The following is a 26149-nucleotide window of genomic DNA, read 5'->3' as shown; positions in this document are numbered from 1 at the left end:
GGACAACTCTGGGGACAGTTTCGGCACAAGCGGGTGCTTGTCCACAGCCGCGGTGCGCACCACGAAGTTGTCCGCCTTTGCGCGACAGCAGCGAAGCGCGGCTGCACACAGCCAGCCGGCTCACGCAAGTGGCTGTCGCAAAAGCGGAAAATCGCCCTGTCCACAGCTGAGGGCATCCCTTATCTACTACTACTAAGTTGAATTAAAGAAATAAGGAAGAGGTAAGACACATGATCGTATTGAAGGCAACACAAGACAAAGTCCTCGCCGCGCTGCAATCGGTGGCAGGCATCGTGGAGCGACGCCACACGCTGCCGATCCTGGCCAATGTGCTGATCCGCAAGACCGGCGGCGACCTGCAGCTGACCACCAGCGACCTCGAGATCCAGATCCGCACCCATGCCGAGCTCGGCGGGGACGAGGGCAACTTCACCACGACCATCGGCGCACGCAAGCTGATCGACATCCTGCGCACCATGCCGGCCGACCAGACAGTGAGTCTCGAGTCGAGCGCGAGCAAGCTGGTGCTCAAGGGCGGCAAGAGCCGCTTCACGCTGCAATCGCTGCCGGCCGAAGACTTCCCGCTGGTGCAGGAATCGGCCAACTTCGGCCCGGTGTTCAGCGTGCCGCAGAAGACGCTGAAAGACCTGCTGAGCCAGGTTTCGTTTGCGATGGCGGTGCATGACATCCGCTACTACCTCAACGGCATCCTGTTCGTGGCCGAGGGCAAGCAGCTGAGCTTGGTGGCCACCGACGGCCACCGCCTGGCCTTCGCATCGGCCATGCTCGACGTCGAGGTGCCGCGCCAGGAAGTCATCCTGCCGCGCAAGACCGTGCTCGAGATGCAGCGCCTGCTGTCGGACGCCGAAGGCGCGATCGAGATGCAGTTCGCGAACAACCAGGCCAAGTTCAGCTTCGGCGGCATGGAGTTCGTCACCAAGCTGGTCGAAGGCAAGTTCCCCGACTACAACCGCGTGATCCCCAAGACCCACAAGAACACCGTGACTCTGGGCCGCGCGCCGCTCCTGGCCAGCCTGCAGCGCACTGCGATCCTGACCAGCGAGAAGTTCAAGGGCGTGCGGCTCAACATCGAGCCCGGCACCCTGCGCATCGCGTCGAACAACGCCGAGCAGGAAGAAGCGCAGGACGAGCTCGACATCGACTACGGCGGCGACGCCATCGAAATCGGCTTCAACGTGACCTACCTGATCGATGCGCTGGCCAACATGGGCCAGGACATGGTGAAGCTGGACCTCGCCGATTCCAACAGTTCGGTGCTGATGACGATTCCCGACAACGCGTCGTTCAAGTACGTCGTGATGCCGATGAGGATTTAGCGCACCCCCAGGCTTGCCCACTTCGTGTGGCCTCCAACCCCCCTTGCAGGGGGCAATACCAGCGGCCCGGCAAGGCCGGTTCCGCGGTATTCCTGGAATGGCGCAACAAACGCCGAGAGATAGACAGAAGGATCCTGATGAGCGAAGAAAACAAGCCGGAAGTGCCGCACACCGAGCCGGTTTACACCCCCGAGATCGACAGCGCGATCCCGATCGAAGTGACACCGACCGCGGACAACTCCTACGGCGAAGGCTCCATCACGATCCTCGAAGGCCTGGAAGCCGTGCGCAAGCGCCCCGGCATGTACATCGGCGATACCTCCGACGGCACCGGCCTGCACCACCTGGTGTTCGAAGTGGTCGACAACTCGATCGACGAAGCGCTGGCGGGGTACTGCGACGACATCGTCGTGACCATCCATACCGACAACTCGATCTCGGTGGTCGACAACGGCCGCGGCATCCCGACCGGCGTGAAGATGGACGACAAGCACGAGCCCAAGCGCTCGGCGGCGGAGATCGCGCTCACCGAGCTGCACGCCGGCGGCAAGTTCAACCAGAACAGCTACAAGGTCTCGGGCGGCCTGCACGGCGTCGGCGTGAGTTGCGTGAACGCGCTTAGCAAGATGCTGCGCCTCACGGTGCGGCGCGAGGGCAAGGTGCACACGCTGGAGTTCAGCAAAGGCTTCGTGCAAAACCGCATCGTCGAGACGGTGAACGGCGTCGAGGTGTCGCCGATGAAGATCACGGGCGATACCGAGAAGCGCGGCACCGAGGTGCACTTCCTGCCCGACGACGAAATCTTCAAGGAAAACGCCGACTTCCACTACGAGATCCTCAGCAAGCGCCTGCGCGAACTGAGCTTCCTGAACAACGGCGTGCGCATCCGCCTGCTCGACGAGCGCACCGGCAAGGAAGACGATTTCTCCGGTGCCGGTGGCGTCAAGGGCTTCGTCGAATTCATCAACAAGGGCAAGACGGTCCTGCATCCCAACGTGTTCTACGCGATGGGCGAGAAGCCGGCCGACACCTATGGCGGCATTCCGGGCACGCACATCGGCGTCGAGGTCGCGATGCAGTGGAACAGCGGCTACAACGAGCAGGTGCTGTGCTTCACCAACAACATTCCGCAGCGTGACGGCGGCACCCACCTGACCGGCCTGCGCGCCGCGATGACGCGCGTCATCAACAAGTACATCGAAGAGAACGAGTTCGCCAAGAAGGCCAAGGTCGAAGTCACCGGCGACGACATGCGCGAAGGCCTGTGCTGCGTGCTCAGCGTGAAGGTGCCCGAACCGAAGTTCTCGAGCCAGACCAAGGACAAGCTGGTGTCGAGCGAGGTGCGCGCGCCGGTGGAAGACATCGTCGGGCGGCTCCTCACCGACTACCTGCAGGAGCGCCCGAACGACGCCAAGATCATCTGCGGCAAGATCGTCGACGCCGCGCGGGCGCGCGAAGCGGCCCGCAAGGCGCGCGAGATGACGCGGCGCAAGGGCGTGCTCGACGGCATGGGCCTGCCCGGCAAGCTGGCCGACTGCCAGGAAAAGGACCCGGCGCTGTGCGAGGTCTACCTGGTGGAGGGCGACTCCGCCGGCGGCTCCGCCAAGCAGGGCCGAGACCGGAAGTTCCAGGCCATCCTGCCCTTGCGCGGCAAGATCCTGAACGTCGAGAAGGCGCGCTACGAGAAGCTGCTGACCAGCAACGAAATCCTGACCATGATCACCGCGCTCGGCACCGGCATCGGCCGGGCCGGCGCGACGAGTGCGGGCGGCGGCGCCGACGACTTCAACGTCGCGAAGCTGCGCTACCACCGCATCATCATCATGACCGACGCCGACGTCGATGGAGCCCACATTCGCACGCTGCTGTTGACCTTCTTCTACCGGCAGATGCCAGAGCTGGTCGAGCGCGGCCACATCTACATCGCGCAGCCGCCGCTCTACAAAGTGAAGGTCGGCAAGGAAGAGCAGTACCTGAAGGACGGGCCGGCGCTCGATGCCTTCCTGCTCAAGGTCGCACTCAAGGATGCCAGCGTCGAAACCGGTGGCGAGAAGCCGACCACTCTGAGCGGCGACACGCTGGCCGAGCTGGCACGCAAGCACCAGTTGGCCGAAGCGGTCATTGCACGCCTGGGCGTGTTCCTCGATGCGGCGGCCCTGCGTGCCATCGCCGATGGCGTGTCGCTGGATCTCGATACCACGGCCAGTGCCGAGGCTTCAGCCGTGGCGCTGCAGAACAAGCTGCGCGAACTCGACGCCACGGGCGTCCCCGCAGAGGTGGCCAGCGAGTTCGACGTGCGCACCGACAAGCCGCTCCTGCGCATCAGCCGCCGCCATCACGGCAACATCAAGAGCAGCGTGATCACGCAGGATTTCGTGCACGGCGCCGATTACGCGGCGCTGGCCGCTGCCGCCCAGACATTCCGCGGCCTGTTGGGCGAAGGGGCCGTGGTCAAGCGCGGCGAGGGCGACCGGGCCAAGGAAGAAAAGGTCAACGACTTCCGCGAGGCCGTGCGCTGGCTGATCGGCCAGGCCGAAAACGCCACCGCGCGCCAGCGCTACAAGGGCCTGGGCGAGATGAATCCCCAGCAGCTGTGGGAAACCACCATGGACCCGGCCGTGCGCCGGCTGCTGCGCGTGCAGATCGACGACGCGATCGAAGCCGACCGCGTGTTCACGATGCTGATGGGCGACGAGGTCGAGCCGCGCCGCGAGTTCATCGAGCAGAACGCGCTGCGGGCGGCGAACATCGACGTGTAATTGCGAACCCGGCTCAAGCCGGTTCGTGAAATACCGCATGCCGAGCCGCCCGCCGAGGCCGCTGCGCCGCGCCAATCCTCGTAAACGCTATACCTAGCCCGACTCTTGCTAAGCAAAATTCCGGCGGATTGACGCCGTTTTTTGGAGCGAGGACAGCAAGCGATGAAAGCAACCCGGTTTTGGTGGCCCACGGTGGCTCTGGCTTTCTTTGGTGCATGGACTTCGGCGCACGCACTGACGACGAACCCGCCCATCCGCATGGCGCAGGGCATCGAATACATGTGCGGCGGAAAAAGCAGCGCGGAGGCGGCGTTCATGCGCATGGTCTCGCCGCGCTGGGCGGCGACGCTGGAGTTCTCGGTCAACCGTGCCAAAACGGGCGAAGTACCGGCCGACGTGAAGGTGGTGGTGCGCGAACGCTATTCGGGCCGGCCGGTGATGGAGGCCGTTTCGGGCGCTCCCTTCATGCTGGCGCGGCTCGACCCCGGCGCCTACGAGGTCGAGGCCACGCTGGCCGGGATCACGCTGCAGCAGCCGCTGATCGTGTTCAACGGAATGGCGTCCCGCGCTGCCTTCGTCTGGCCATCCAACGTCGATTTCGCCGCCGCGACCGGGCAGCTCATGCCGGAACAACAAGCCGCGGCCCGCACCAGCGACTGAGCGCTCTCGCTGATTCAGCTTCGCCTAAGTCTTGCCGCCCATAGTCCGGGCGTGGAGTGCAGATGCCTGACCTCCACCGATCTCATCAACCCGAGCAAGGACACGGCAATGAAGAACACAACCCGGATCTGGCGGCCCGTGGCCGCCCTGGCAATCGGTGGCGTGTCGCTTTTCGGTGCACTGGTGGCGCAGGCGGCCTACAACCCGCCGATCCGCATGACGAACGGCATCGAGTACATGAGCGGCGGCATCAGCAGCGACGAGGCGGCGCTGATGCAAAGCGTCGCGCCGCGATGGCCGGCGACCTTCGAATTCGCAATCAAGGACGGCACGCGCGCGGATTTCGCGGCCGACGTCTCCGTGTCGGTGCGCGATGCCGCCGGCCGCGACGTGCTGGCGCATGTGACGGCCGAAGGCCCGTTCATGGTGGCGCGCCTCGAGCCCGGCCGCTATGAGGTGGAAGCCACGCTGGCCGGCCGGACGCTGAAGCAGGCGGTCGAGATCCGCGCCGGCAGCCCGACCCGCACCCTCTTCCTGTGGCCCGCAGGCACGGACGTGAGCGCGCATTCGTGATTCCGCGGATCCTCGAGAGCCGGGGCCTTTCGGCGCACATCCTGCCGACCTCGGCCACGATGATTGGCGTGTGCATGACGGTGCTGTCGATCGGCCACCTGCGTCCCGACGGCCACTCGCGCGTGCTGATCGACAAGCTGCTGGCCTTCGACGCGCTGATCTTCCTGGCGAGCGCGGTGCTGTCCTTCGTGTCGATGCGTTCCCGGCGCGAAGGACCGCGCCATGAGCGCCGTGCGGAGCTGCTGTTTCTGGCCGGCCTCGCGATCCTGGCATTGGGCGCGGTCGCGATCGCCTTTGCCATCGACTGAGGCGCCATTTTCTTTGCTGGCACGCGCCTTGAATGTGAAGGCGGCGGCGCCCACATGCGGTGTCCGCACTGTGCGCACTCTTCAAGGCCTCGATGCCGCTGCCGCCCCTGATTCTTCTCACCACGCTGCTGCACGCCTATATCGGCCTGCGGCTGCTGCCGGCGCTCGCCTTGCTCACCGGCGCCTGGCCGGTGCTGCTGGCGGCGCTGGTGCTCTCGGCCGCGACCATGCCACTGCCCTTTGTCGGTGCACGCTCCGCAGGCCGGGCGCCACTGGCCGATGGGTGGAAATGGCTGGGCCTCCTCTGCATGGGATGGTTTTCGTCGATGTTCGTGCTCACGATGGCGCGTGACGCCGGCCTGCTGCTGACCTGGCTCGCCACCGCCCTCGGCGGCTGGGCCATCGATTGGCCGCGCGGGCAGGCCTGGAGCGCGGCGGCGGTGCCGCTGCTGGCGACGCTGATCTCGCTGATCGGCTTCTTCAACGCGCGGCGCACCGCCGGTGTGGTGCGGGTCGATGTGCCGATCCGCAACCTGCCCTCCGGGCTGAACGGCTTCACGATCGCCCAGCTCAGCGACATCCATGTCGGGCCTACCATCCGGCGCGGCTACATCCAGCGCATCGTCGATGCGGTCAATGCGCTGGGCGCGGACATGATCGCGATCACGGGCGACCTGGTCGACGGCACGGTGGCCGAGCTGCGCGAGCATGTCGCGCCGCTCGCCGGCCTGCGCGCGCGGCTCGGCACCTTCGTGGTGACCGGCAACCACGAGTACTACGCGGGCGCACAGGCATGGATCGACGAGCTGCGCCGCCTGGGCCTGCGCGTGCTGCTCAACGAGCACGTGGTGCTGCAGACGCGCAATGTGCGGGGCGCGCAGACCGACGAGGAGGTGCTCGACAGCGCGCTGGTGGTGGCCGGCGTGACCGACTACACCGCCGCGCATTTCGATGCTGCGCACGCGAGCGATCCGCAGCGCGCGCTGCACGATGCGCCGCCGCTGGTGCGCACGCGCCTGCTGCTCGCGCACCAGCCGCGCAGCGCGCCGGCCGCGGCCGAAGCCGGCTACCAGCTGCAGCTTTCGGGCCACACGCACGGCGGCCAGTTCTTTCCGTGGAACCTGTTCGTGCCGCTGCAGCAGCCTTTCACGGCCGGGCTGCACCGGCTGCGCGAGATGTGGGTCTACACCAGCCGCGGCACCGGCTACTGGGGACCGCCCAAGCGCTTCGGCGCGCCTTCCGAAATCACTCTGCTGCGGCTGGTACCGGCGGCTTGATGTTGCGCGCCGTGCCCAGGAGCGTGGCACAGAGGCGTTCCTCCCCGTTCTCGCCAATGGCGTAGATCTCGGCCGCGCACACGGTGAGCAGCTGGCCGGCGCTCACCACGCGGCCGCGTGCGCGCACCGCGCGGCCCACAGCGGGTGCGACGAGCTTCAGCGTGGCGTCGACGGTCGCGTTGCTCCAGCCGTCAGGCAGCACGGAAGCGGCGGCGGACACCGCGGCGAAATCGGCGACCGCGAAGACCGGCGTCGCCTGAAGCTGGCCCGGCCTGAAGGTGAGCGGCTCGGCCATCGGGAGTTCGACTTCGACCTGTCCCGGTGCGAGTTGCGTGAAGCGCAGGCCCAGTGTGCGCGCCATCGGCATCGCGAGCACGGCCTGTTCGATCCGTTGAAGCTGAGGGGTGCGGGTCATCTCTTGTCCTTCGAGGAGGATGTGGTGGAGGTCTTGGGCCAGGGTGCTTTCTTCTTCGCCGCTGCCGGCGGCTTGGGCCGTTGCGCGCGCAGCCAGGCCGCGTGTTCGATCACCTGCGCGCGCAGGGCCTGCAGCTCGGCGATCTGCGCGTCCAGCGCGGCCACGCGTTCCTCCAGCGCATCGGTCATCCGCGTGATGCTGAGGCGGCCCGCACGATAGGCCGGCTGCAGCTCGGCGATCGCCGGAAGCGAGAAGCCGATGCGGCGCGCCATCGCGATGAACACCACTTCGCGTCGCATCGATTCAGGGTAATCGCGATAGCCCGAATCGGTGCGTGCCGGCAGCAGCAGGCCGAGCCGCTCGTAGTGGCGCAGCGCGTGCACCGTGACGCCGGCGCGTTGGGCGAGTTCCGAGATCCGCATCGGCCCAAGGCTAGCAAGCCTCGCGTTGCACGAAGCTTGGCGCGGGCCGATTTTTTTCAGCCGGCGAGCCGTCGCGCGTTCGAGGTGGCCTTGGCGTGGATGGGCTTGAGCCCGCGTTGTGCGATGCGCGCGCCGGCGCTCGACAGCTGGGTCAGCGTGGCGGCGGAGCGTGCAGCGGCGCCGGCGAGCGCCCGGCCGTGCGTCTCGATCTGCGTCGGCGTGGTGCTGGTGCTGAGCGAAAAGAGCGCAACGGCGCCGCCCAGCCAGTGCTTGACAGCGCGGTTGACGAGCGCGAACTGGGTGCTATGCAGCTGGTTCGCCATGGCCGCGCCCGATTCGCTCGCTGCCGCGAGTTTCTCGTGGCCCATGAGCTGCATTTCCGCCAGGTCCTCGGCACTGGGCGAGAGCCCGGCGCGGGCGATGCGTTCGGTGCGCAGCTGGATTACCGAGCCGGAAGACAGCAGCATATCCTGGGTCTTGAAGGCGACGTCGACCCACAGCATGAGCGGATTGAAGAAGCGGGAAGAAGAGAAGCTGGGCGACATGGACGTTCTGCGTGGAAAGGTCCACCGACTATAGGCCTATCGACTGCTGCGTGCTGCACTGCAGCAACCGTTGAGCGAATATTTCCTACCTTTTGTCACGGCGAGCTTCTCTTGTCCGCTGCAGAGCGCGGAGGTCGCTCTCCCTTGCCGCTTTCGCTTCGAAGATCGCAATGCCGGCATCAGGAAGCCGAACCCGGGCGAGAACTTCGCGCGGGTGCGCTATCTGTACCGTTTCTGAGCCCTGTCTCAGGCGAGGTATTCGCCGGCTCGCTCAAGATCGGCCAGCCATTGCGCGTAGGCCGATTCGCGTTCGGCTGGATCGCCGCGCAGCAGTGCCGATGGATGCAGCGTGACCAGCACCGGAAGCTCGCGCAGGCCGGTGTGCCAGCGGCCGCGTTCGCTCATGCGGGCCCTCTTGGGCGCGACGCCCGCAGGCGCTTGGCGTGCAGCTCGGTGACTGCATAGGCCACGGTGGCGATGGCGAGCGGCAGCAGATAGTAGATGGCGCGATAGGCGAGCAGCGCGCCGAGCAGCCGGCTCTGCGGAAACTGGTGCGCGAGCAGCGCGACGAAGACGGCTTCGAGCACGCCCAGGCCGGCCGGCACGTGGGTGATGACGCCCGCCACGGCGCCGACCAGCAGCACGCCGAGCACGTGCGGGTAGGGCAGTTGCCGCTGCAGCAGGAACCAGATCACGCCGCCGATCAGCGACCAGTTGATGCAGGACATCACGAGCTGCAGCAGCGCCATGCCCAGCGCCGGCGTCTCCAGCTCGTGGCCGCGGATGTTCCAGACATGCTCGCGCGCGATCGCGCACAGCGCCAGGTAGGCCGCGGCCAGCAGCAGCAGGGTGGCGCCGAGGATGCGCAGGCCGCCCTCTCCGATCTTCCAGTCGGGCGGCAGCGTCATCGGCCAGAAACAGAAGGCAGCGCCCGCGACCACCAGGTAGCCGAGCCAGTTGGTCAGCATGCTGAACCCGAGTACCCGCGTGATGGTGATGCCGCCCAGGCCCAGGCGCGAATAGAGGCGGTAGCGGAAGGCCACGCCGCCGATCAGCGCGCCGAGGTTGAGGTTGAAGGCATAGCTGATGAAGGTGACGCCCATCACCGAGCCGGTGCCCAGCGTGTGGCCCGTCATGTGGCGCCCCAGCAGGTCGTAGCTGCTGTAGAGCGTGAAGCTGCAGGCGGCGAGGGCGGCCGCGGCGAGCAGCATCGGCAGCGGGATCTGACCGACCGATTCGAAGACCTCGTCCCAGTCGATGGCGCGCGCCTGCCGCAGCAGCAGCCAGGCGACCAGGCCGAGGAAGACCCAGCTGCCGATCCGCTTCGCCCAGACCCACCAGGCGTGGCGTCGCGAGGGGTTCACGCGGTGTCCGTCTGCGTCGCGCCGCCGCCGCGTGGCGCGGGCGCTTCGAGGGGATGGAGTCGCGGCGCGTGGCGCGGCAGCCAGCCGACCCAGGATGGATACCAGCGCAGCAGGTGGAAGAGGAAGAAGCTGCGCACCAGGCGCCAGCCGCTCCATTCGGTGAGATCCGAGGTCTGGATCTGCTGGCAGTGGTCGCGCATCAGGCGATCGAGCCGCTCCGACATGAGCTGGTTGAAAGCCCGGTCGCGCACGACCACGTTCGCTTCCAGGTTCAGCGACAGGCTCAGCGGGTCCAGATTGCTGGATCCGACCGTGCTCCACTGTTCGTCCGCCAGCGCGACCTTGCCGTGCAGCGGGCGCTCGCAGTATTCGTAGATGCGCACGCCGGCGTGCAGCAGGTGGTGATACAGCATGCTGGCTGCCGTCTTGACGATCTGCATGTCGGGCTCGCCTTGCAGAATCAGCCGCACGTCGACGCCGCGCCGCGCCGCGCGCCGCATCTCCTTGATCAGCCGGTAGCCCGGGAAGAAATAGGCATTGGCGATCACGATGCGCTGCCGGGCGCTGCGGATGGCGGCGCGGTAGTGGCGCTCGATGTCGTTGGTGTGGCGGCGGTTGTCGCGGGTGACGAACTGCACCTCGGCATCGCCGGCCGGCGCGTTATCGTGCGGCGCGGCGGCGCGCAGGCGGCGCCTGAACCAGCCATGCCCCTTGCCTCCGATCGCGATCGCGCGCAGCACGAAGCGGTGAATCTCGGTGACGATCGGGCCCGCGAGTTCGACCGCATAGTCCTGCTTCGCCTTCGGGCCGAAGTCCATCACGTGGTCGGCGGAGAAGTTGATGCCGCCGACGAAGGCGCGCGTGCCGTCGACCACCATGATCTTGCGATGCATGCGCCGGAAGACATTGAGCCGCTGGCCGAGGAAGCGCTGGCCCGGATCGAAGACGCGCACCTTGACGCCCGCCGAGGTCAGCCCCTCGATGAATTCGTCGGAAAGATCGGGCGAGCCGAAACCGTCGACCATCAGGTCGACCTTCACGCCGCGTTGCGCCGCCGCCCGCAAGGCGCCATGGAGCTCCTTGCCGACCTTGTCCTCGAACAGGATGAAGGTCTCGATGATCACTTCGCGCTGCGCGTGTCGGATGGCGTCGAACACGCGTGGGAAGAACTGCTCGCCGTTCTCGAGCAGCTCGACGCGATTGCCCCCGACCCAGCGATTGCCCATGGTCACAGCTCGATCTCTGCCACCAGCGGCGCGTGGTCCGACAGGTGCGACCAGGGCTTGCGCGGCAGCACCACCGGTGCGTGCACGCCGGCATTGCGCACGTAGATGCGGTCCAGCGGGAGCAGCGGAAAGCGCGCGGGGAAGGTCTTCGCCGCGCTGCCGTTGGCCTGCACGAACACCTCCCGCAGCGACGCGCCCTGTTCGAGGATCTCGTGCGCGCGGCCGCGCCAGTCGTTGAAGTCGCCGGCCACGATCAGCGGCGCATCGGCCGGCACCTCGTCGCGCACCATATGGCACAGCAGCTCCAGTTGCTGCAGCCGGTGGCCTTCGGCCAGGCCCAGGTGGGCGCAGATCACGTGCACGTCGACCGGCCGGCCGGGCAGGCGCAGCACGCAATGCAGGAGCCCGCGCTTCTCGGGGCCCACGATCGACACGTCGTGGTTCTTGAAATGGATGATCGGAAACTTCGACAGCACGGCATTGCCGTGATGCCCCTTGGGATAGACCGCATTGCGGCCGTAGGCGAACTGCGGCCACATGGTGTCGGCCAGGAATTCGTAGTGCGGTGCCTCCGGCCAGTTGTCGACCTTGCGGGAATGGCGCGAATGGGTCCCCAGCACCTCCTGCAGGAATACCACGTCGGCACCCACCGTGCGCACCGCCTCGCGCAGCTCCGGCAGGATGAACTTGCGGTTGAGCGCCGTGAAGCCTTTGTGGGTGTTCACGGTCATGACTTTGAGGGAGGTGGGCGATGCCGTCACGCCGGCCGAAGGGGAAGAGGGCTTCACATGTGCAGTTGTAAGCCGAGGTACGCATGGCGGCTGTAGGAACTTGCGCCGGCCTGCGCCCAGCGCGGGTCAACTCCTACAGGCAGGCCTGCCGCATCCCCACACGGGGCTGCCTTGGGTGCTCCTACGCTGGATCCGGAGTCTTGATGAAGAAGGGGCTCACATTCATTGAACTCGAGAGACAAGGAGTCATCATGAAGCAAAGTTTCATCGCCACCACGCTTCTCGCCGGCCTGATGGGCTTGGCCGGCGTCGCCGTCGCGCAGAGCACCGCGACCCAGCGGCCCGACGGAAGCGAACCGGCTTCGCGCGAGGCCGTGAGGGCCGAGGCGCGCGCCCACAACCGCAACAACGCCAACAACCCGGTGCCCAAGGGCGAGGCGACCACCACCGTGAACAGCCAGCCCAACGCGATGCCGCAGCCGACCGGCGAGCAAACGCGCATGGACGTGAGTCAGCAGGCGCGCAAGGTCAAGCCGCGCTTTGGGGAGAGGGGTGAGCGGCCTGAAGTTCCGACCAACCCGACCGACAAGACCGGCACGCCGCAGTAAGGTGCGAGTCGCCCAGGAAAAAGCCCGCATCGCTGCGGGCTTTTTTATGGGCCGGTGTCGGGCTCAGCTCTTGGCGGCTTCGCCATGGCCATGGTGGTGATGGCCGTGTCCGCGATGGCCGAAGCGCATGCCTTCCGCATCGAAGGTCTTTTGCTGCTCGGGCGTAAGCGCCGCATAGAAGCTGCGCGTGGCATCGATGTGCTTGGCGAACATCGCGCTGCGTTCGGCGTGGCGCGTCTGCATCAGATCCAGGCGCTGCGGCGTCGTCATCTTGGCCAGCTCGGCGCGATCGGGACGGGCTTGTCCTGCCTTGCGGGCCGGCGGCTGTTGCGCCGTCGCGAAGCTGCTCCAGGCGCCTTCCTGCGCCGGGGTGAGCTGGAGCTTCTGCTTCAGCGCGGCCAGGCGCTCGGCGCGATGGGCTTGCATGCGCTCGAAGCGCTGGGCCCGGTCCATGCGCTTGGCTTGCGCCGGGGCCTTGGAGGCGCCCACCTGTGCCTCAGCAGCCGGCGGCGCCGGCGCCGCGAGGGGCGCCTGGGCGAAAGCGGCGGAGGAGGCGAAAGTGGCCGAGGCAAGCAGGCCGGCCAGGAGAAGGCTTTGGCGAGACGAAATCATGAGAGTGCTTCCTTTCGAAGAAGCCCGCCGCCGATGGGCAGCAGGTGATAGGGAGTGTCGACGCGCTCTGTATCCCGGCAGTGAGCTCAGCGTTGTGCCTGCGTAAAGAAAGATTTCGGCGCGTACCGATGCCAGCGGCGCACTATTTCGGCCGCGCGCGCTCGAGGCCGGCATCGGGCGGATCGAGCCGGCCCGCGCGACGTTGCGCACTTCTTCCTGCACGCAGGTGTCCTCGTCGAGCGCGTCGTGGCTGGTCGCATAGGGCGTGTAGTAGCCGATGTAGCGGTCCAGCCGCGCCTGGGCCCCGGCATCGACGAGGCCCATCCAGTCGAGCCAGTCGCTGAGATTGCGGCGCAGGCTCTCGACGCCGGCGACGTCGCCGTGCACCACGAGGCCGTAGGTGCGACCCGCCAGGTGCTTGGGATAGTCCCAGCCCTTGAGTTCGATCGCCTTGGCCTCGTCCGGCTTCTTGCCGTGGGTGGAGGTGGGGTCGGGATTGCCGCCGTCGGCGCAGACCAGGCGATCGGCCATGAGCTTGAGCGGGCTGCTCGCCTGGTACCAGTGCGTCGGCGTGAAGAGGATCACGCCGTGCGCGGCCATCCAGCGTTCGTAGATCTCGTTCATCCAGTCGCCGGTCTGCCGCAGCGAATGATTGGGGTAGCAGCTGCAGGGCCAGTGGCACAGCGGCATGGCGGTCGAGACGCAGCCTTTGCAGGGATGGATCTGGCGCCCGTACTCGGAAGCGAGCAGGCTCAGGTCGAGCACATCGCATTCGATCTGCTCGCCCTCGAGCACCGGCTTGGCGAGCTGCAGCAGGCGATGCGTCTTCGAGATCTCGCCGGGGCAGGTGCCGTCGTTGCGCGGCGAGCCATTGACGAGCAACACACGCGACTTCGTCTCCGGCCTGCCCCATGCAGCCTGTGCGCGCTCGATGCGCGCCTTGGCCTCGAGCCAGTCGACCGAGAGCTCGTAGTCGGGGTCCGCATAGCCGAGCCCGGCCTTGCGCGTCACTGGCGCCTTGCGGCCTTGCTGGTAGGCCTCCCAGGCGATGACTTCGATGCGGCCGAGCGCTTCGGCCTCGGCCTGGAAGGCCGGGTCCCGGTACGACTGCATGAAGCGTTCGTGGAATTCGGCGCGTTCGAGCATGGGCGGCGCCTGGTCCTTGCGGACTTCGGTCATGCGGCCGAATGTAGGCAGCGCGCCGCGCATCGGTCCCGCGCCGCCACGGCCGAAATACCGTAGGCGCGCGACTACAGTTCAGCTCAGCTTGCCGTTCTGGAAATCGTGCACGGCCTGCATCACCTGTTCGCGCGTGTTCATGACGAAGGGGCCGTACTGCGCGATCGGCTCGTGCAAGGGCTTGCCCGCGATCAGCAGCGCGCGCGCCGGGCTGTGGTTGGAGGCGGGCGCACGCAGCAGCACGCCGTCGCTTTCGGGGTCGTTGGCGAGGATCGCCATGCGCTTGGTAGGGATCTCGCTGCTCCCGATAAAGAGCGATTCGCGAAACACGTGGAGCAACGCATTGCGGTCAGGCGCCAGCGGCTGGGCGAACTCGGTGCCGGGCGGCAGCGTGAGATCGAGGTAGAGCGGCTCGGTGTGCTCGCGCTGCACCGCGCCCTGGATGCCATGGCTTTCGCCCGCGATCACGCGCACGTGCACGCCCGCGGGTGTGGTGAACGCGGGAATCTCGTCGCTCTGAATGTCGCGGTACCAGGGCTTGCGCATCTTGTCCTTGGACGGCAGGTTGAGCCAGAGCTGGAAGCCTTCCATCAGCCCTTCTTCCTGTTCGGGCAGCTCGCTGTGCACCAGGCCGCGGCCGGCCGTCATCCACTGCACGCCGCCGTTTTCCAGCAGGCCTTCATGGCCCTCGCTGTCGCGGTGTCGCATGCGGCCCGCGATCATGTAAGTCACTGTTTCGAAGCCGCGGTGCGGGTGGCTCGGAAAGCCGCCGATGTAGTCGCCCGGGTTGTCGCTGCCGAAGGCGTCGAGCATCAGGTAGGGATCGAGCCGCTGCTGCAGCGTCTGGTTCAGCACGCGCGTGAGCTTGACGCCGTCGCCATCGCTGGTGGAGACGCCGGCGACGATCTGGTCGATGCCGCGCGGGCTGGCCAGCGCGGCAGGTTCGACGGCATGGGTGGTGGTCTTGGAGGTGCTCATGCAACCCATGTTGGCACGGAGCGGAGACCGCGTCAGGGGTGGGGCTGCCGCCCGTTCAGCGCCTCGAGCTCCCAGGACACGCCTTGCCAAGCCACCTCGGGGCCGGCCGCCCGCGGCCCAGCTGCTGCGCGCCCGGCCTCGATCGCCCAGCGCGCGCCTGCGCTCACGCTGTCGATCAAAGGCACTGCAAGCTCGGGCGCGATGGCGGCGGCCATGCCGGCCAGCCCGGCACCGCCCAGGATCACGGCCTGCGCGTCGAAACGCGCTGCCGCCTCGCGGCAGGCTTCGGCGAGCAGCGCGTGGGCGCCTGCCGGGTCGGCGGCGAGCTCGGCGCCGCTCGCAGCCACCGTGTGGATGCCGGCGAGCGAGGGCGCGTGACCGAGCGCCAGGGCCAGGCGCTCGAGCATCGGCCGCCAGCGCTCGCCGCCCGTCACGACGGCGAAGCGCCCGTGCCGGGCCGCGGCCGCGAAGGCCGCTTCCGCGAGGCTGCCAACCGGGACGCTGCAGGCTTCGCGCAGGGCGAACAGGCCCGGATCGCCGAAGCAGCCGATCAGCACCGCGTCGGGCCGCTCGCCGCGCGCCAGCGCTGCGGCCCAGGCATCGAGCACCGCGTGCTGTGCCACCGCGTAGCTGGCCTCGCTGGCGATGTAGGGCGCGCCGAAGCGGGCGGTGACGGTGTGCACCTTCAAGGCCGGGCTCACTTCGTTCTGCACGTGGCGCTGCAGCAGCGCGCTCACCGTCGCCGAGGTGTTGGGATTGATGACGAGCAGGCGGGGCATTAGCGCCGCCGTGTAGCGCGCCGGCGCAGCCAGGCGGCGGAACCGAGCGCAAGCGCCATCACCATGAAGGAGACCACGGTGGTGACCGTGCCGAGCGCGTAGATCGATGGCGTGGTGACGGTCGAGGTCAGGCCCTGGAGTTCGAGCGGCAGCGTGTTGACGTCGCCAATGGCCTGCGAGGTGCGCGCGATCTCGTCCCACGAAAGCGTGAAGCCGAACATGCCGATGCCGACCACGGACGGCCCGATCAGCGGCAGCACCACGTGGCAGAAGCTCTGCCAGGGGGTGGCGCCGAGGTCGCGCGCGGCTTCCTCGAAAGCCGGGTTGAAGCGATTGAAGACCGCGAACATGATCAGCAGGCCGAAGGGCAGCGTCCAGGTCAGGTGGGCGCCGAGCGCCGAGCTGAGCAGGCCCAGCGCGGTACCGTAGTTCTCGAGCATGCCGTCGGCGCCCGCCGCCCCGAGCGCGCCCTTGATGCCGCTGTCGAGCAGCCGGAACTGCAGCCCGATGCCCAGCGACACGATGATCGACGGCATGATCAGGCTCGCGACCGTGACGAAGAACAGCGCGTTGCCGCCCGCGAGCTTCTTGCGGAAGGCGAGGCCCGCGAGCACCGAGAGCACGACGGTGAACAGCATCACCACCGCGCCCAGCATCAGCGAGCGCCGGAAAGCCGCGCCGATGTCGACCGTGCCCAGGCCTTCGGCGAGCTTGTAAAACCAGTGCAGCGAGACGCCGCGCAGCGGAAAGGTCAGGCCGCCTTCGGGGCCCTGGAAGCTCAGCACGAAGATCGTGATCATCGGGCCGTAGAGAAAGAGCACGAAGAGTGCGAAGACGATGGCCAGCGGCCAGAAGCCTGCGCTGCGCTGCTCGCCGATCCTTGCGCTCACGTCAGAGCTCCTTGCGGATATCGACCAGGCGCGTCAGGCCCCAGATGATCATCAGCACCACCGCCAACAGGATCATCGCGTTGGCCGCCGCGAGCGGGAACTGCAGGTAGGAGGTCTGCACCTGGATGATCTTGCCGACGGAGGCGATCTGCTGGCCGCCCATCACGCCGATGGTCACGAAGTCGCCCATCACGATGGTGATGACGAAGATCGAGCCGATCAGGATGCCGGTTCGCGAGAGCGGCACGATCACGTTCCAAAGCGTCTGCCAGCCGGAGGCGCCGGCGTCGCTCGCGGCCTCGAGCAGCGAGCGGTCGATGCGCATCATCGAGTTGAAGATCGGCACGATCATGAACATCGTGTAGAGATGCACGAAGGCCAGCACCACCGAGAAGTTCGAGAACAGCAGCCACTCGACGGGCGCGTCGACCAGGCCCAGCCCCACCAGGCCCTGGTTGACGAGCCCGTTGCGCCCGAGCAGCGGCACCCACGAGATCATGCGGATCACGTTCGAGGTCCAGAAGGGCACGGTGCACAGCACGAAGAGCAGGGTCTGCATGCCCGGCGAGCGCACGTGGAAGGCCAGGAAGTAGGCGACCGCGAAGCCGATGACAAGCGTGATGCCCCAGACCAGGAGACAGAACTTGAGCGTGCTCAGGTAGGTGGAGAGCGTGACGCAGAAGTCGCCGTTGTCCGTGAGGTGCGAGCAGCCTTCGAAGATGCTCGCGTAGTTGCGCAGCGTGATTGCAGGAATCAGCTCGTACTCGTTGAAGTTCCAGAGGCTGACCATCGCGATCAGCGCCAGCGGGATCAGGAAGAAGAGCAGGAAGACCAGCGCGAAGGGCGCAGCCTGCCACCAAGGCTTGATGGCCTGAATGCTCGTTGCAGTTGCCGATGGGTTCATGGTTTTGTTCCCTCTCCCTCTGGGAGAGGGCTAGGGTGAGGGCAGGTGATGGGCGCTGCTGGCCCTCACCCCCGCCCTCTCCCAGAGGGAGAGGGAGTCAAACCCCTCACGCTGCAACGAACTCGTTCCATTTCCTCACCATGTACTCGTTCTCGTCCATCACTGCGTTCCAGCACGCGATGCCGCCCATGCGCTGCTCGTAGCTGCCGCCGTCGCGCACCGAGCCGGTCTTGGCCAGCAGGTCGCCGTTGGGGCTCTTGATGTCCTGCGTGGCGGGCTTGCCTTCCATCCAGTAGGCCCACTCGTAGGACTCCATCTTGGCCTTGGCGGTCTCGAGCACGGCGCTGTAGTAGCCCTGGCGGTTGAGATACGCGCCGGCCCAGCCGTCGAGGAACCAGTTGATGAACTCGTAGGCGCCATCGAGCTTCTTGCCCGAGAGCGTGGCCGGCAGGCCGAAGCCGGCGGCCCAGGCGCGGTAGCCCTCCTTGAGCGGCTGGAAGTTGCAGGCGATGCCCTTGGTGCGCACGGCCGTCACGGCGGGCGACCACATCGACTGGATCACGACCTCGCCCGAGGCCATCAGGTTGACCGACTCGTTGAAGTCCTTCCACAGTGCCCGGAACTGCCCGGCCTTCTTGGCTTCGATCAAGGTCTTGATCGTCAGGTCGATCTCCGCCTTGGTCATGTTGCCCTTGTCGGCGTATTTGTGGATGCCCTTGGACTCCACAACCATTGCCGCGTCCATGATGCCGATGGAGGGGATGTTCAGGATCGCGGCCTTGCCCTTGAACTCGGGGTTCAGCAGCTCGGCCCAGGATTCGATCGGGCGCTTGATCAGGTCGGGGCGGATGCCCAGCGTGTCGGCGTTGTAGACGGTCGGGATCAGCGACATGAACTGGGTCGGCGACTTCGCGAACACCTTGCTCTTCTCGCCCTCGAGAAAGATCACCTTCTTGGGCGCGGTGCCCTGGTCGCCCACTTTCTTGCCGGCCACTTCGCCCTTGGTGAAGAGCGAGGTGATCTTGTCGGCGTTCTTGATCTTCCTGGTGTCGATGCCCTTCAGGTTGCCGGTGGGCACGATCTTCTTGAGCGAGAAGTACTCGGTGTCGATCAGGTCGAAGCTGTTGGGCGCAGTGACGGCGCGCTTGGTGACGTCGTCGGTGGTGACGGCCACGTACTGGATCTCGATGCCGGTGTCTGCCTTGAACTTCTCGGCGATCGCCTTGTCCTGGTTGACGGCGGTGCCGAGGTAGCGCAGCACGATCTTCTCCTGCGCGTGGATGGCGGGGAACACGCCGGCCGCCAGGATGCCCGCGGTGCCCTGGAGCAGGGTGCGGCGCTGTACGCCCTTGTTGGTGGATGAATCGATCGGTTCGGACATGGTTTGGCTCCTGATGGTGCGGTGATGAATCTGGACAAATGAGCGGCGGCGATCAGGCCGCCATCGCCGCGAGTGCGGACAGGGGCGCAGGCCGCGACACCGGCCCGGCGGGCGGTTCGCCCTTGGGGCGGACGGCGCCGGGGCCCAGGGGACGCGCATCGGCCGGCGACCAAGAAAGGCACACGCCGTCGCCGACCGCATAGGGATGCATGCCGAAGGCCTTCTCCGACAACAGCACCGAGACGCCGCTGCGCTCCGGCGCCACGCCCGTGAGCCTGAGGCCCATCAGCACGTAGGTGCCCTGGTATTCGACGTCCGTCACGTGGGCTGCGAGGCCGGCTTCGCCGTTGGCGCCGGCGGGCGCGATCTGCATGTGGTCGTTGCGCACCGCGATCAGTCCCTCGGGGGTGTCCAGCACGTTGTGGCCCCCCATGAAGCGCGCGACGAATTCGCTGGCCGGATGGTTGTAGACCTGGTGCGGCGAGCCGACCTGCTCGATCAGCCCGTGGTTCATCACCACCATGGTGTCGGCCAGCGCCATCGCCTCCTCCTGCGAGTGCGTGACATGGATGAAGGTAAGGCCCAGCTCCTTCTGCCAGCGCCGGAGTTCGGCGCGCATCTGGATGCGAAGAAAAGGGTCGAGTGCCGACAGCGGCTCGTCGAGCAGCAGCACGCGCGGCTCGGTGATGAGCGCCCGCGCCAGCGCCACGCGCTGCTGCTGGCCGCCCGAGAGCTCGCCCGGCTTGCGCTCGGCCAGGTGCCCCATGGCGACGCGCTCGAGCAGGTTCGCCGCCCGCTTGTGGCGCTCGGTCTTGGAGACGCCCTTCATCTTGAGGCTGAAGGCCACGTTGTCGAGCGCCGAGAGGTGCGGGAACAGCGCGAAGCTCTGGAACATCATCGCGGTGCCGCGCGCCGCGGCGGGCAGGTTGGTGATGTTGCGGTTGTCCAGCAGGATGTCGCCGCCGGACACCGACTCGTGCCCAGCGACCATGCGCAGCGTGGTGCTCTTGCCGCAGCCCGAGGGGCCGAGCAGGCAGCAGTAGCTGCCGCTGGCGATGCGCAGATCGATCTGGTCCACCGCCGGCGGTGCGCCGGAGGCATAGCGCTTGGAGAGCGCGACGATTTCAACGGCTGCGGGCGGGAGGGCGGTGACAGCATCCATTGATGCCGACTTCGCAAGACATGTGCCAGCGGCCCCAGGTCTTCGCAGAACGCCCGTGCGCCGACTTGGTGCGCCGGTCATCGCGGCCATTTCGTGGAGAGAAGCGGCTCTTCCTCCCTCGCCGCCCGCCGGCTGGGCGAAGGCGATTCGCGAAGCCTTGGGCATGAGCGGGGCTGCGCTCGCGCGCCGGCTTGGCCTGACCCCTGCGGGTGTGCGCAAGCTCGCGCAGGCACTCGACTGCGAGCTCAAGTACGCGCTGGTCCCCCGGACATCCCTTTCGCAGCAGCTGCAGGACCGTGCACTCGAGGTCGCGCGCGAGCGCATGTACCCGGTCTCGCACTCGATGTCCCTGGAAGACCAGAAAGTAGGGGAAGCGATGAGCGACGTTCAAGGCGACCTTCCGGCCAGGGAACTGCTTCAGGGTTCGCGGCGGGAGCTGTGGTGACGGCGTTCGTGGACGCGGAGGGGGCGACACCCCTGGGTCCAGACGAAGCACGAGGCCTCATTCCCGCACACATCGCCACCCAGGCCGACCTCAACGCATGGGAAGAAGCCAACATCCTGCAGGGTGTGCGCTGGGCGGCACGCCAGCGAATACGCGAACTGCTCGACGAAGGCTTCGTTCGCGATCTGCATCGCAAGATGTTCGACCTGACTTGGGCGTGGGCGGGCACTCTGCGCTCGAGCAACAAGAACATCGGCGTCGATTGGACGCAGGTTTCGATGCGCTTGCGCGACCTGCTCGACAACACGCGCTACCAGGTCGAACACCGAAGCACGGCCGTGAGCTTCCACCACCGGCTGGTATCGATCCATGCCTTCCCCAACGGCAACGGACGCCACGCGCGCCTGACGGCCGATGAGCTGGTGCTGCGGCTTGCCCGTCCGCGCTTCACCTGGGGCAGCAACTCGCTGGTTGGAAGCGGCGACCCGCGCACCCGTTACCTCGACGCGCTGCGGGCCGCCGATGCGGGCGAGGTGGCGCCCTTGCTCCGGTTCGCGCGAAGCTGAGCGTTACAGCGGGTCGCTTCAGGGTGGTGCAAAGCGCGCGTTGGTCACGTTCCGGATCAGCGCCTCGCGCTGGAGCCGCGTGATGCCGCGCAAGCCCTCGGCCACCGACTTGGCGCGTTCGCCGTCGATCCTGCCGTCGCGCTGCCACTTCTCGACCGCCAGGCCCGGGTTGTTCAGCATCGCGGCCAGCCAGACCGCCTGGGCCGGCTCGAGGTTGCGCGCGCTGCGCTTGAAGTAGCGGCGCGCGGCGGCCTCGGCGCCGCAGAGATTGGGGCCCCAGGGCGCGTTGTCGAGGTAGAGCTGCAGGATGCGCGCCTTGCCCAGGGTCTGCTCCATCTCGACCGCATAGAGCAGCTCGCGCAGCTTGCGGTCGGCGCTGCGCTCGCCGCCGGTCGCGACCAGTCGCGCGAGCTGCTGCGTGAGCGTGCTGCCGCCGCGCTCCACCTGGCCGGCCTTCTGGTTGGCTTCGATCGAGGCGGTGAGCTCGGCCAGGTCGTAGCCGGGGTGGGTGAAGAAGCGCTGGTCCTCCGCCGCGATCACGGCGCGCGCGAGCCAGCTGTCGTTGGCCAGCCGCGCGGGCGCGCCGCAGCTGCTGCGGGCGTTGAGCATGGCCTCGGTGCCCAGGCCCTCGACCGTGAACTGCTCGATGCGCGGATGCAGCGAGAAGCTGCCGGCCGGCAGGTCGACCTGCGCGCGCAGGCCCAGCGTGCCGCCGATGCGGGCGCGCTGCAGCTCGGGCAGGCCGGGCGCCAGCACCGTGTACCAGCGCGCGATCGGCGCCTCGGGCGCATCGATGTGGAGCTGCAGGGTCTTCTGCGTGAGCCGGCCGTCCCAGCGAGCGCGCAGCACGTTGTCGCCTGCGACGGTGGACACCGTGGTCGCGGCCGGCGCCGCTTCGAGCATGCCGTTGAGCGAACCGGCATCGCGCCGCGCCGTGATGCGCAGGCTGTCGAGCCGGATCGGCGCGCTGCCGAGCGCCGGCACCGAGGCGCTGCAGGGCTCGCAGCGCAGTTCGAGCGTGGTGGTGGGCTCGTTCCAGCCGAAGCGGATGACGCCATGGCGCGTGTCGAGCGAACGGCCGTCGAGCCAGGGCGCGAACCACGAGGAGGTGGCGAGGCGGATCGCCGTGGGAACGCCGACGTTGAGGCTGAAGGGGCCCGTCTTGACGCGGGTCGGCCACTCGTCGGGGCCGGGCGCCAGCGCCAGTTTCACGACCAGGTAGATGGCCACCGCGGCCGTCAGCACCAGCGCCAGAAACGCAAAAAACAGGTAGAGCAGCGCTTTCTTCAAGAAATGTCTCTCACTCGATCGGTCTTGCCAGGGTCACAGCCTGCCAGGGTCCGTGGGATCGGCCGCTTACTGCGGCCCAGTACCAGGCTGAAGTGTCGGTGAAAGCCGTGCCTTCGGCGTCCACGATGCGCTCGCAAACGCGCAACTTTTGCGCGCCGGGGCCCTCGGTGACGAAACAACGCCACAGTCGGGCCTGGGCATCGCGCGAAAGGAGCGTCTGCTCGATGCGATAGCCGAGCGCGCGGTAGCAGTCGGCGGCCGGGTGCAGCATGCGGGTGGGCGTGTTGACCTCGCGCAGCACCAGCGTCTGTCGGCCGTCGGTCAGGCGTGCGATGGCGCCGGGAAAGCGCTCGGCAAAGCGCTGCTCGACCTCGCTCAGGGCCAGCGGGCGCAGTGCGGCGCCGTCCCATTGGCTGGGCCACTCGTGAAAGGCCGCGGCCATGGCCGGCGCGGCCTGCGGACGCAGCGCGAAGGCGGCCGACCAGAGGAGGCACAGGCCCATGACGAAGGCGAAGACCGCCTTGTGCGCGATGCGGTTGACGAAACGGTTGGCGAAGCAGCGTTCAAGAAAGAGCGGTGTCGACACGGCGACCTCCTGCGGAAGTGATCAGACCGGGGATGGCGGCGGGGACGAAGCGCTCCTGCGGCCGGCGCGCCGGTGCCATCACCCACGCGATGCCGCCGCACACCAGCGCGAGCACGGACAGGCCGAGCGCCTCGTGCAGCCAGGGCGCGAGCGCGAGCCCCGCACCTTCGAAGCCGACCAGCACGCTGTTGCGCAGGATGTTGCCGCCCATCACCAACAGCCCCACGGCCGGCAGCCGGGCCAGGAAGCCGCAGTCGCCGCGGCGCGCCCAGAGGGCCACCGCGCAGGCCGTGAAGTAGCCGAGCCAGACCATCTGCACGCCGGAGCAGGGTGCGTCGACGATCACCAGCCGGCCGTCGACGAGAAGGCTGGTGCCCTCGCGCGCCATGCTGAAACCCGGCGCCAGCAGCCAGCGGCTGGCTTCGGCCGTGATCACGCGCAGCGGGTAGCCGGCATAGAACTGCAGCGATGAGAGCAGCGGCAGTGCGAGCACCGCCAGGCCGACGACCGGCAGGGCTGCGACGCGCTTGGGCAAGAAGGCCAGCAGGCCTGCGGCCAGCGCCAGCACGGCGATCAGGCCGGCGGCGAGCGGCGGCAGCGCCGGCATCACGCCGGGCCCGGTGCGCAGCAAGGTCGCGGCCAGCGTGCCGGCGCTGGCCAGCGCGAGCCAGCCGAGCCGGGGCGCGGCGCGCAGCGAATGCCGAAGCCTCCAGGCCAGCACGGCCAGCGCCGCGAGCGAGAGCAGGCCCAGCGGATCGTCGGAGCCGTCGCGCAGGCGCCGGGCCATCCAGAGCCAGGTCGGCGTCAGCGCGGCGGCCTGCAGCGCCAGCCAGGCGGCGGCCGGTGCGCGGTCGAGTTGGATGCCCCAGTCGAAGACGCGGGGATGCGTTTGGGCGAGCTGAGCGAGGGTCATCGCGCGGTCCTCAAGCTGTGTACCGGCGTGCGTCGTGGCGGCGTGCGCGGCGGCGCAGCATGGCCAGCATGGAGAGCACGACCGCGATCGCGCCCAGGGTTTCGGGTTCGGGCGTGCTCGGCACTGCGGCGCCCAGGCTCTGGCCCTGGCCCAGCGCCAGTTCGCTCACGCCCTTGGGCAACGGCTGCGGCTGGTCGACGCTCGTGGCGTCTTGCGGCGCCATGTTGCGCACCACCTTGTCGACCGCGATGAAGCTGGTGTACTGCGTGAGCAGGCCGTAGCGCAGGCCGAGATCGGTGATGCGCTGCTTGAAGGCGTCGCCGCCTTCCAGCGCTTCCTGGTCGCTCAGGCTCGCGATGCGGTGGCGGGCCCAGAGGCTGCGCAGCGCGGCGGCATCCTGGCGCGTCGCGTCGTCGATGCGCACTTCCTGACGGTAAGGGCCGTCGGCGCTCAGGCCTTCGATGATGACGCGGCCCTTGGCTTCGCCGCGCCACTTGCCGAACACGATCACCGGGCGTTCGCCGAGCACGTCGGGCAGCGCCTGCGGCTCCACGTCGTACACGTCGAGGCCGCCGAAGGTGGCTTTCACATTGGTGAGCACCGGCGACTCGACCATGCGGCGGAAGCGCGCCGCCTGCTCCGGTGCCTGGATCGGGTCGGTGATGATGAAGGGCTCGCCCATGCCGGCGCGGGCCAGGCCTTCCATCAAGTGGCGGTTGACCGAGCTGCCGATGCCGAAGGCGAAGACGTTGGCACGGCCGAGGTTCTTGCGCACCAGTTCGAAGGCTTCGCGCTCGACCGTCACGTAGCCGTCGGTCACGATCACCACGGTGCGCGACACGTTCTCGGCCTTGGGCTCGGCATAGACGCGCTTTAGCGCCGGGATCAGCTCGGTGCTGCCGCTGCCGTTGTAGTTCTTGATGGTGGACAACGCCTGCTCGATGTTGGCACGCGTCGCGGGCACCGATTGCGGCGAGAGCATCCTGTTGCTGCCCGAGAACAGCAGCACGTTGAAGGTGTCGCTGGGACGCAGCCCGCCGATCAGTCTTTCGAGGACGACCTTGGCCGTGTCGAGCGGGAAGCCGTGCATCGAGCCCGAGATGTCGACCACGAAGATGTAGTCGCGCGGCGAGATCGCATTGGCCGCGACCGACTTGGGCGGCTCGACCATCGCGAGGAAGAAGTTCTCCGCGTTCTCGCCTTGGCCCTTGTAGAGCATGAGGCCCGACTCGATCTTCTCGCCGGCGAGCCGGTAGTCGAGCACGAAGTCGCGGTTGTTGGCGGGCTCGCCGCTCTGCGCAAGTGCGACGTCGGCGTGCTGGTCGTCGTTGTTCTTGCGGATGTCGATCGCGTGCGTGGCCGAGCGGATTTCCTTGATGCCGAGCGGCGTGTCGAGCGCGACCTTCAGTTTGAACGCGGTGTTCGGCGCCACGCCTTCGCGCAGCGTCGGCTGCGCCACCCACTTCGCATCCCTGTTCTGCGACTGCGGGCTGTTGTAGCGCGGCCCCACCACCGTCGGAAACACGAACTGGTAGTTGCCCGCCTGCGGCACAAGCAGTTCGGTGTAGCGCAGCTCCACCTTGACGTCGTCGCCCGGCAGGATGTTCGCGACGTTCATCTGGAACACGTTGGGCAGGTGCTGCTCCAGCAGCGCGGCGGTCTTGCCTTCCTTCTTCGCGTTGTCGTAGTCGATGCGCGCCTGCTGCTTCTCGCGGATCTGCGCGGTGATCAGACGGTCGGCGAGCCGCACGTTGAGGCCGCCGACCGCGGCCTTGGTCGAACCCGGGAACACGTACTTCGCCTCGATCGCGCGCGAACCCTCGTTGCGGTAGGTCTGCGTGACGCGGACGTCGGCGATCACGCCCGAGATCTTGACGTCGACCTCGGTGCTCTTGAGCGGCAGGCGGTCGATCGAAGGGTCGTCGCTCTTCACGGAGAAGTAGGGGCTCTCGGTCTTCAGGCGCGGGCCGGTCGCTTCCTGCGCATGCAGCGGCCGGGCGACGAGCAGCAAGAAGCAAGTGCTTGCGAGACCCAGTGTCGCGAGCCAGAGCCAGCGGCCGGGACGGGTTGTGGTGGCTTCCATGGTGGTGATCCGGTGGTCGTGCAACGGTGCACGGCAGCCACTGTCGAGCGCGGACTCGAAGACAGTTGGAAGCCTGTTTGAAGCGAAAAGCGCCGTGTGAAGTCCGTGTGAAGTGCGCGGGAGGCCGCACTTCATATGCGCTTCGGATCGCGGCGC

27 protein-coding genes are annotated in these 26149 nt (G+C 67.6%); 9 read left to right on the top strand and 18 right to left on the bottom strand.

Going from position 1 to position 26149, the window contains the following annotated elements:
• Positions 1–230: 230 nt before the first annotated feature.
• The 6 genes from dnaN (at position 231) to BLS74_RS13690 (ending at position 6914) form a co-directional block, all read left to right on the top strand.
• On the top strand, positions 231–1337 hold the full coding sequence (dnaN, locus tag BLS74_RS13715; protein WP_093107051.1) for a DNA polymerase III subunit beta: 1107 nt from the start codon (positions 231–233) through the stop codon (positions 1335–1337).
• A gap of 137 nt (positions 1338–1474) precedes the next feature.
• Complete coding sequence (gyrB, locus tag BLS74_RS13710; RefSeq protein WP_170855594.1) at positions 1475–4096, top strand: DNA topoisomerase (ATP-hydrolyzing) subunit B; 2622 nt, start codon at positions 1475–1477, stop codon at positions 4094–4096.
• Positions 4097–4258: 162 nt separating this feature from the next.
• A complete protein-coding gene (locus tag BLS74_RS13705) occupies positions 4259–4756 on the top strand; it encodes a hypothetical protein (protein WP_093107049.1) in 498 nt (165 codons plus the stop codon).
• Between the two features lie 108 nt (positions 4757–4864).
• Entirely contained in the window at positions 4865–5329 is a 465-nt protein-coding gene (locus tag BLS74_RS13700; protein WP_093107047.1) for a hypothetical protein, read from the top strand.
• A complete protein-coding gene (locus tag BLS74_RS13695; RefSeq protein WP_244503867.1) occupies positions 5326–5637 on the top strand; it encodes a hypothetical protein in 312 nt (103 codons plus the stop codon). Before BLS74_RS13700 ends, BLS74_RS13695 begins: the two co-directional genes overlap by 4 nt.
• Positions 5638–5729: 92 nt before the next feature.
• Positions 5730–6914, top strand: a complete 1185-nt coding sequence (locus BLS74_RS13690; RefSeq protein ID WP_093107350.1) for a metallophosphoesterase — start codon at positions 5730–5732, stop codon at positions 6912–6914.
• On the opposite strand, the gene BLS74_RS13685 is transcribed toward BLS74_RS13690, so the two are convergent.
• The 7 genes from BLS74_RS13685 to BLS74_RS13660 form a co-directional block, all read right to left on the bottom strand.
• Complete coding sequence (locus BLS74_RS13685; RefSeq protein ID WP_093107045.1) at positions 6883–7329, bottom strand: PaaI family thioesterase; 447 nt, start codon at positions 7327–7329, stop codon at positions 6883–6885. The genes BLS74_RS13690 and BLS74_RS13685 overlap by 32 nt on opposite strands.
• Complete coding sequence (locus tag BLS74_RS13680) at positions 7326–7751, bottom strand: MerR family transcriptional regulator (RefSeq protein ID WP_093107043.1); 426 nt, start codon at positions 7749–7751, stop codon at positions 7326–7328. The genes BLS74_RS13685 and BLS74_RS13680 overlap by 4 nt, the downstream gene beginning before the upstream one ends.
• Before the next feature lie 56 nt (positions 7752–7807).
• Positions 7808–8296, bottom strand: coding sequence for a polyhydroxyalkanoate granule-associated phasin (locus BLS74_RS13675; protein ID WP_093107041.1), 489 nt, complete (start codon positions 8294–8296; stop codon positions 7808–7810).
• A 246-nt stretch (positions 8297–8542) separates the two neighbouring features.
• On the bottom strand, positions 8543–8701 hold the full coding sequence (locus BLS74_RS33825; RefSeq protein WP_244503866.1) for a uracil-DNA glycosylase family protein: 159 nt from the start codon (positions 8699–8701) through the stop codon (positions 8543–8545).
• Positions 8698–9660: a lysylphosphatidylglycerol synthase domain-containing protein gene (locus BLS74_RS13670; protein WP_093107039.1), complete on the bottom strand. Its 963-nt coding sequence runs from the start codon at positions 9658–9660 to the stop codon at positions 8698–8700. Before BLS74_RS13670 ends, BLS74_RS33825 begins: the two co-directional genes overlap by 4 nt.
• Positions 9657–10886, bottom strand: coding sequence for a cardiolipin synthase ClsB (gene clsB, locus BLS74_RS13665; RefSeq protein ID WP_093107037.1), 1230 nt, complete (start codon positions 10884–10886; stop codon positions 9657–9659). The genes BLS74_RS13670 and clsB overlap by 4 nt, the downstream gene beginning before the upstream one ends.
• A gap of 2 nt (positions 10887–10888) precedes the next feature.
• Positions 10889–11617 carry an endonuclease/exonuclease/phosphatase family protein gene (locus tag BLS74_RS13660; protein WP_093107034.1) on the bottom strand — a complete coding sequence of 243 codons (729 nt, stop codon included), beginning with the start codon at positions 11615–11617 and terminating at the stop codon, positions 10889–10891.
• Between the two features lie 251 nt (positions 11618–11868).
• Here BLS74_RS13660 and BLS74_RS13655 point away from each other — a divergent pair, with 251 nt between their 5' ends.
• Positions 11869–12225, top strand: coding sequence for a serine/threonine protein kinase (locus BLS74_RS13655; protein ID WP_093107032.1), 357 nt, complete (start codon positions 11869–11871; stop codon positions 12223–12225).
• A gap of 63 nt (positions 12226–12288) precedes the next feature.
• Here the strand turns inward: BLS74_RS13655 and BLS74_RS35655 are convergent, their stop codons facing one another.
• From BLS74_RS35655 to BLS74_RS13620, 7 genes are all read right to left on the bottom strand, one after another.
• The gene (locus tag BLS74_RS35655; protein ID WP_139191681.1) at positions 12289–14016 is read right to left on the bottom strand and encodes a Spy/CpxP family protein refolding chaperone; all 1728 of its coding nucleotides are present in this window, start codon (positions 14014–14016) and stop codon (positions 12289–12291) included.
• Between the two features lie 78 nt (positions 14017–14094).
• Positions 14095–14994: a pirin family protein gene (locus BLS74_RS13645; protein ID WP_093107027.1), complete on the bottom strand. Its 900-nt coding sequence runs from the start codon at positions 14992–14994 to the stop codon at positions 14095–14097.
• 32 nt (positions 14995–15026) lie between these two features.
• Positions 15027–15773: an aspartate/glutamate racemase family protein gene (locus BLS74_RS13640; protein WP_093107024.1), complete on the bottom strand. Its 747-nt coding sequence runs from the start codon at positions 15771–15773 to the stop codon at positions 15027–15029.
• The gene (locus BLS74_RS13635; protein WP_093107022.1) at positions 15773–16663 is read right to left on the bottom strand and encodes an ABC transporter permease; all 891 of its coding nucleotides are present in this window, start codon (positions 16661–16663) and stop codon (positions 15773–15775) included. Before BLS74_RS13635 ends, BLS74_RS13640 begins: the two co-directional genes overlap by 1 nt.
• A 1-nt stretch (position 16664) precedes the next feature.
• The gene (locus BLS74_RS13630; protein ID WP_093107019.1) at positions 16665–17567 is read right to left on the bottom strand and encodes an ABC transporter permease; all 903 of its coding nucleotides are present in this window, start codon (positions 17565–17567) and stop codon (positions 16665–16667) included.
• 106 nt (positions 17568–17673) lie between these two features.
• Entirely contained in the window at positions 17674–18948 is a 1275-nt protein-coding gene (locus BLS74_RS13625) for an ABC transporter substrate-binding protein (protein ID WP_093107017.1), read from the bottom strand.
• 52 nt (positions 18949–19000) lie between these two features.
• Positions 19001–20110: an ABC transporter ATP-binding protein gene (locus BLS74_RS13620; protein WP_093107014.1), complete on the bottom strand. Its 1110-nt coding sequence runs from the start codon at positions 20108–20110 to the stop codon at positions 19001–19003.
• Positions 20111–20273: 163 nt separating this feature from the next.
• Here BLS74_RS13620 and BLS74_RS13615 point away from each other — a divergent pair, with 163 nt between their 5' ends.
• Positions 20274–20555 (top strand): helix-turn-helix domain-containing protein, encoded by a 282-nt coding sequence (locus BLS74_RS13615; protein ID WP_212733660.1) that lies wholly within the window; start codon positions 20274–20276, stop codon positions 20553–20555.
• Positions 20552–21121 carry a mobile mystery protein B gene (locus BLS74_RS13610; RefSeq protein ID WP_244503865.1) on the top strand — a complete coding sequence of 190 codons (570 nt, stop codon included), beginning with the start codon at positions 20552–20554 and terminating at the stop codon, positions 21119–21121. Before BLS74_RS13615 ends, BLS74_RS13610 begins: the two co-directional genes overlap by 4 nt.
• Positions 21122–21139: 18 nt before the next feature.
• Here the strand turns inward: BLS74_RS13610 and BLS74_RS13605 are convergent, their stop codons facing one another.
• Genes BLS74_RS13605 through BLS74_RS13590 form a run of 4 tightly spaced genes read right to left on the bottom strand, consistent with a single transcriptional unit; the run spans position 21140 to position 25993 of the window.
• Positions 21140–22411: a biosynthetic peptidoglycan transglycosylase gene (locus BLS74_RS13605; RefSeq protein WP_093107007.1), complete on the bottom strand. Its 1272-nt coding sequence runs from the start codon at positions 22409–22411 to the stop codon at positions 21140–21142.
• A 10-nt stretch (positions 22412–22421) separates the two neighbouring features.
• Entirely contained in the window at positions 22422–22997 is a 576-nt protein-coding gene (locus tag BLS74_RS13600; protein WP_093107004.1) for a hypothetical protein, read from the bottom strand.
• Entirely contained in the window at positions 22975–23910 is a 936-nt protein-coding gene (gene xrtQ, locus BLS74_RS13595) for an exosortase Q (protein WP_093107003.1), read from the bottom strand. Before xrtQ ends, BLS74_RS13600 begins: the two co-directional genes overlap by 23 nt.
• A gap of 10 nt (positions 23911–23920) precedes the next feature.
• A complete protein-coding gene (locus BLS74_RS13590; RefSeq protein ID WP_093107348.1) occupies positions 23921–25993 on the bottom strand; it encodes a VIT and vWA domain-containing protein in 2073 nt (690 codons plus the stop codon).
• Positions 25994–26149 lie beyond the last annotated feature (156 nt).

The sequence above is a fragment of the Variovorax sp. CF079 genome, from assembly GCF_900101545.1.
Classification (GTDB): domain Bacteria; phylum Pseudomonadota; class Gammaproteobacteria; order Burkholderiales; family Burkholderiaceae_C; genus Variovorax.
This window is presented reverse-complemented; position numbering and strand designations above follow the sequence as displayed.

What these genes read in the sequence shown, in the direction of transcription:
- BLS74_RS13590 (WP_093107348.1), bottom strand. Translation starts at nt 25,993, where the DNA reads ATGGAAGCCACCACAACCCGTCCCGGCCGCTGGCTCTGGCTCGCGACA.
- BLS74_RS13620 (WP_093107014.1), bottom strand. Translation starts at nt 20,110, where the DNA reads ATGGATGCTGTCACCGCCCTCCCGCCCGCAGCCGTTGAAATCGTCGCG.
- BLS74_RS13655 (WP_093107032.1), top strand. Translation starts at nt 11,869, where the DNA reads ATGAAGCAAAGTTTCATCGCCACCACGCTTCTCGCCGGCCTGATGGGC.
- BLS74_RS13645 (WP_093107027.1), bottom strand. Translation starts at nt 14,994, where the DNA reads ATGAGCACCTCCAAGACCACCACCCATGCCGTCGAACCTGCCGCGCTG.
- BLS74_RS35655 (WP_139191681.1), bottom strand. Translation starts at nt 14,016, where the DNA reads ATGACCGAAGTCCGCAAGGACCAGGCGCCGCCCATGCTCGAACGCGCC.
- BLS74_RS13680 (WP_093107043.1), bottom strand. Translation starts at nt 7,751, where the DNA reads ATGCGGATCTCGGAACTCGCCCAACGCGCCGGCGTCACGGTGCACGCG.
- BLS74_RS33825 (WP_244503866.1), bottom strand. Translation starts at nt 8,701, where the DNA reads ATGAGCGAACGCGGCCGCTGGCACACCGGCCTGCGCGAGCTTCCGGTG.
- gyrB (WP_170855594.1), top strand. Translation starts at nt 1,475, where the DNA reads ATGAGCGAAGAAAACAAGCCGGAAGTGCCGCACACCGAGCCGGTTTAC.
- BLS74_RS13705 (WP_093107049.1), top strand. Translation starts at nt 4,259, where the DNA reads ATGAAAGCAACCCGGTTTTGGTGGCCCACGGTGGCTCTGGCTTTCTTT.
- BLS74_RS13685 (WP_093107045.1), bottom strand. Translation starts at nt 7,329, where the DNA reads ATGACCCGCACCCCTCAGCTTCAACGGATCGAACAGGCCGTGCTCGCG.
- BLS74_RS13660 (WP_093107034.1), bottom strand. Translation starts at nt 11,617, where the DNA reads ATGACCGTGAACACCCACAAAGGCTTCACGGCGCTCAACCGCAAGTTC.
- BLS74_RS13630 (WP_093107019.1), bottom strand. Translation starts at nt 17,567, where the DNA reads ATGAACCCATCGGCAACTGCAACGAGCATTCAGGCCATCAAGCCTTGG.
- xrtQ (WP_093107003.1), bottom strand. Translation starts at nt 23,910, where the DNA reads ATGACCCTCGCTCAGCTCGCCCAAACGCATCCCCGCGTCTTCGACTGG.
- BLS74_RS13690 (WP_093107350.1), top strand. Translation starts at nt 5,730, where the DNA reads ATGCCGCTGCCGCCCCTGATTCTTCTCACCACGCTGCTGCACGCCTAT.
- BLS74_RS13625 (WP_093107017.1), bottom strand. Translation starts at nt 18,948, where the DNA reads ATGTCCGAACCGATCGATTCATCCACCAACAAGGGCGTACAGCGCCGC.
- BLS74_RS13640 (WP_093107024.1), bottom strand. Translation starts at nt 15,773, where the DNA reads ATGCCCCGCCTGCTCGTCATCAATCCCAACACCTCGGCGACGGTGAGC.
- BLS74_RS13700 (WP_093107047.1), top strand. Translation starts at nt 4,865, where the DNA reads ATGAAGAACACAACCCGGATCTGGCGGCCCGTGGCCGCCCTGGCAATC.
- BLS74_RS13675 (WP_093107041.1), bottom strand. Translation starts at nt 8,296, where the DNA reads ATGTCGCCCAGCTTCTCTTCTTCCCGCTTCTTCAATCCGCTCATGCTG.
- clsB (WP_093107037.1), bottom strand. Translation starts at nt 10,886, where the DNA reads ATGGGCAATCGCTGGGTCGGGGGCAATCGCGTCGAGCTGCTCGAGAAC.
- BLS74_RS13615 (WP_212733660.1), top strand. Translation starts at nt 20,274, where the DNA reads ATGAGCGGGGCTGCGCTCGCGCGCCGGCTTGGCCTGACCCCTGCGGGT.
- dnaN (WP_093107051.1), top strand. Translation starts at nt 231, where the DNA reads ATGATCGTATTGAAGGCAACACAAGACAAAGTCCTCGCCGCGCTGCAA.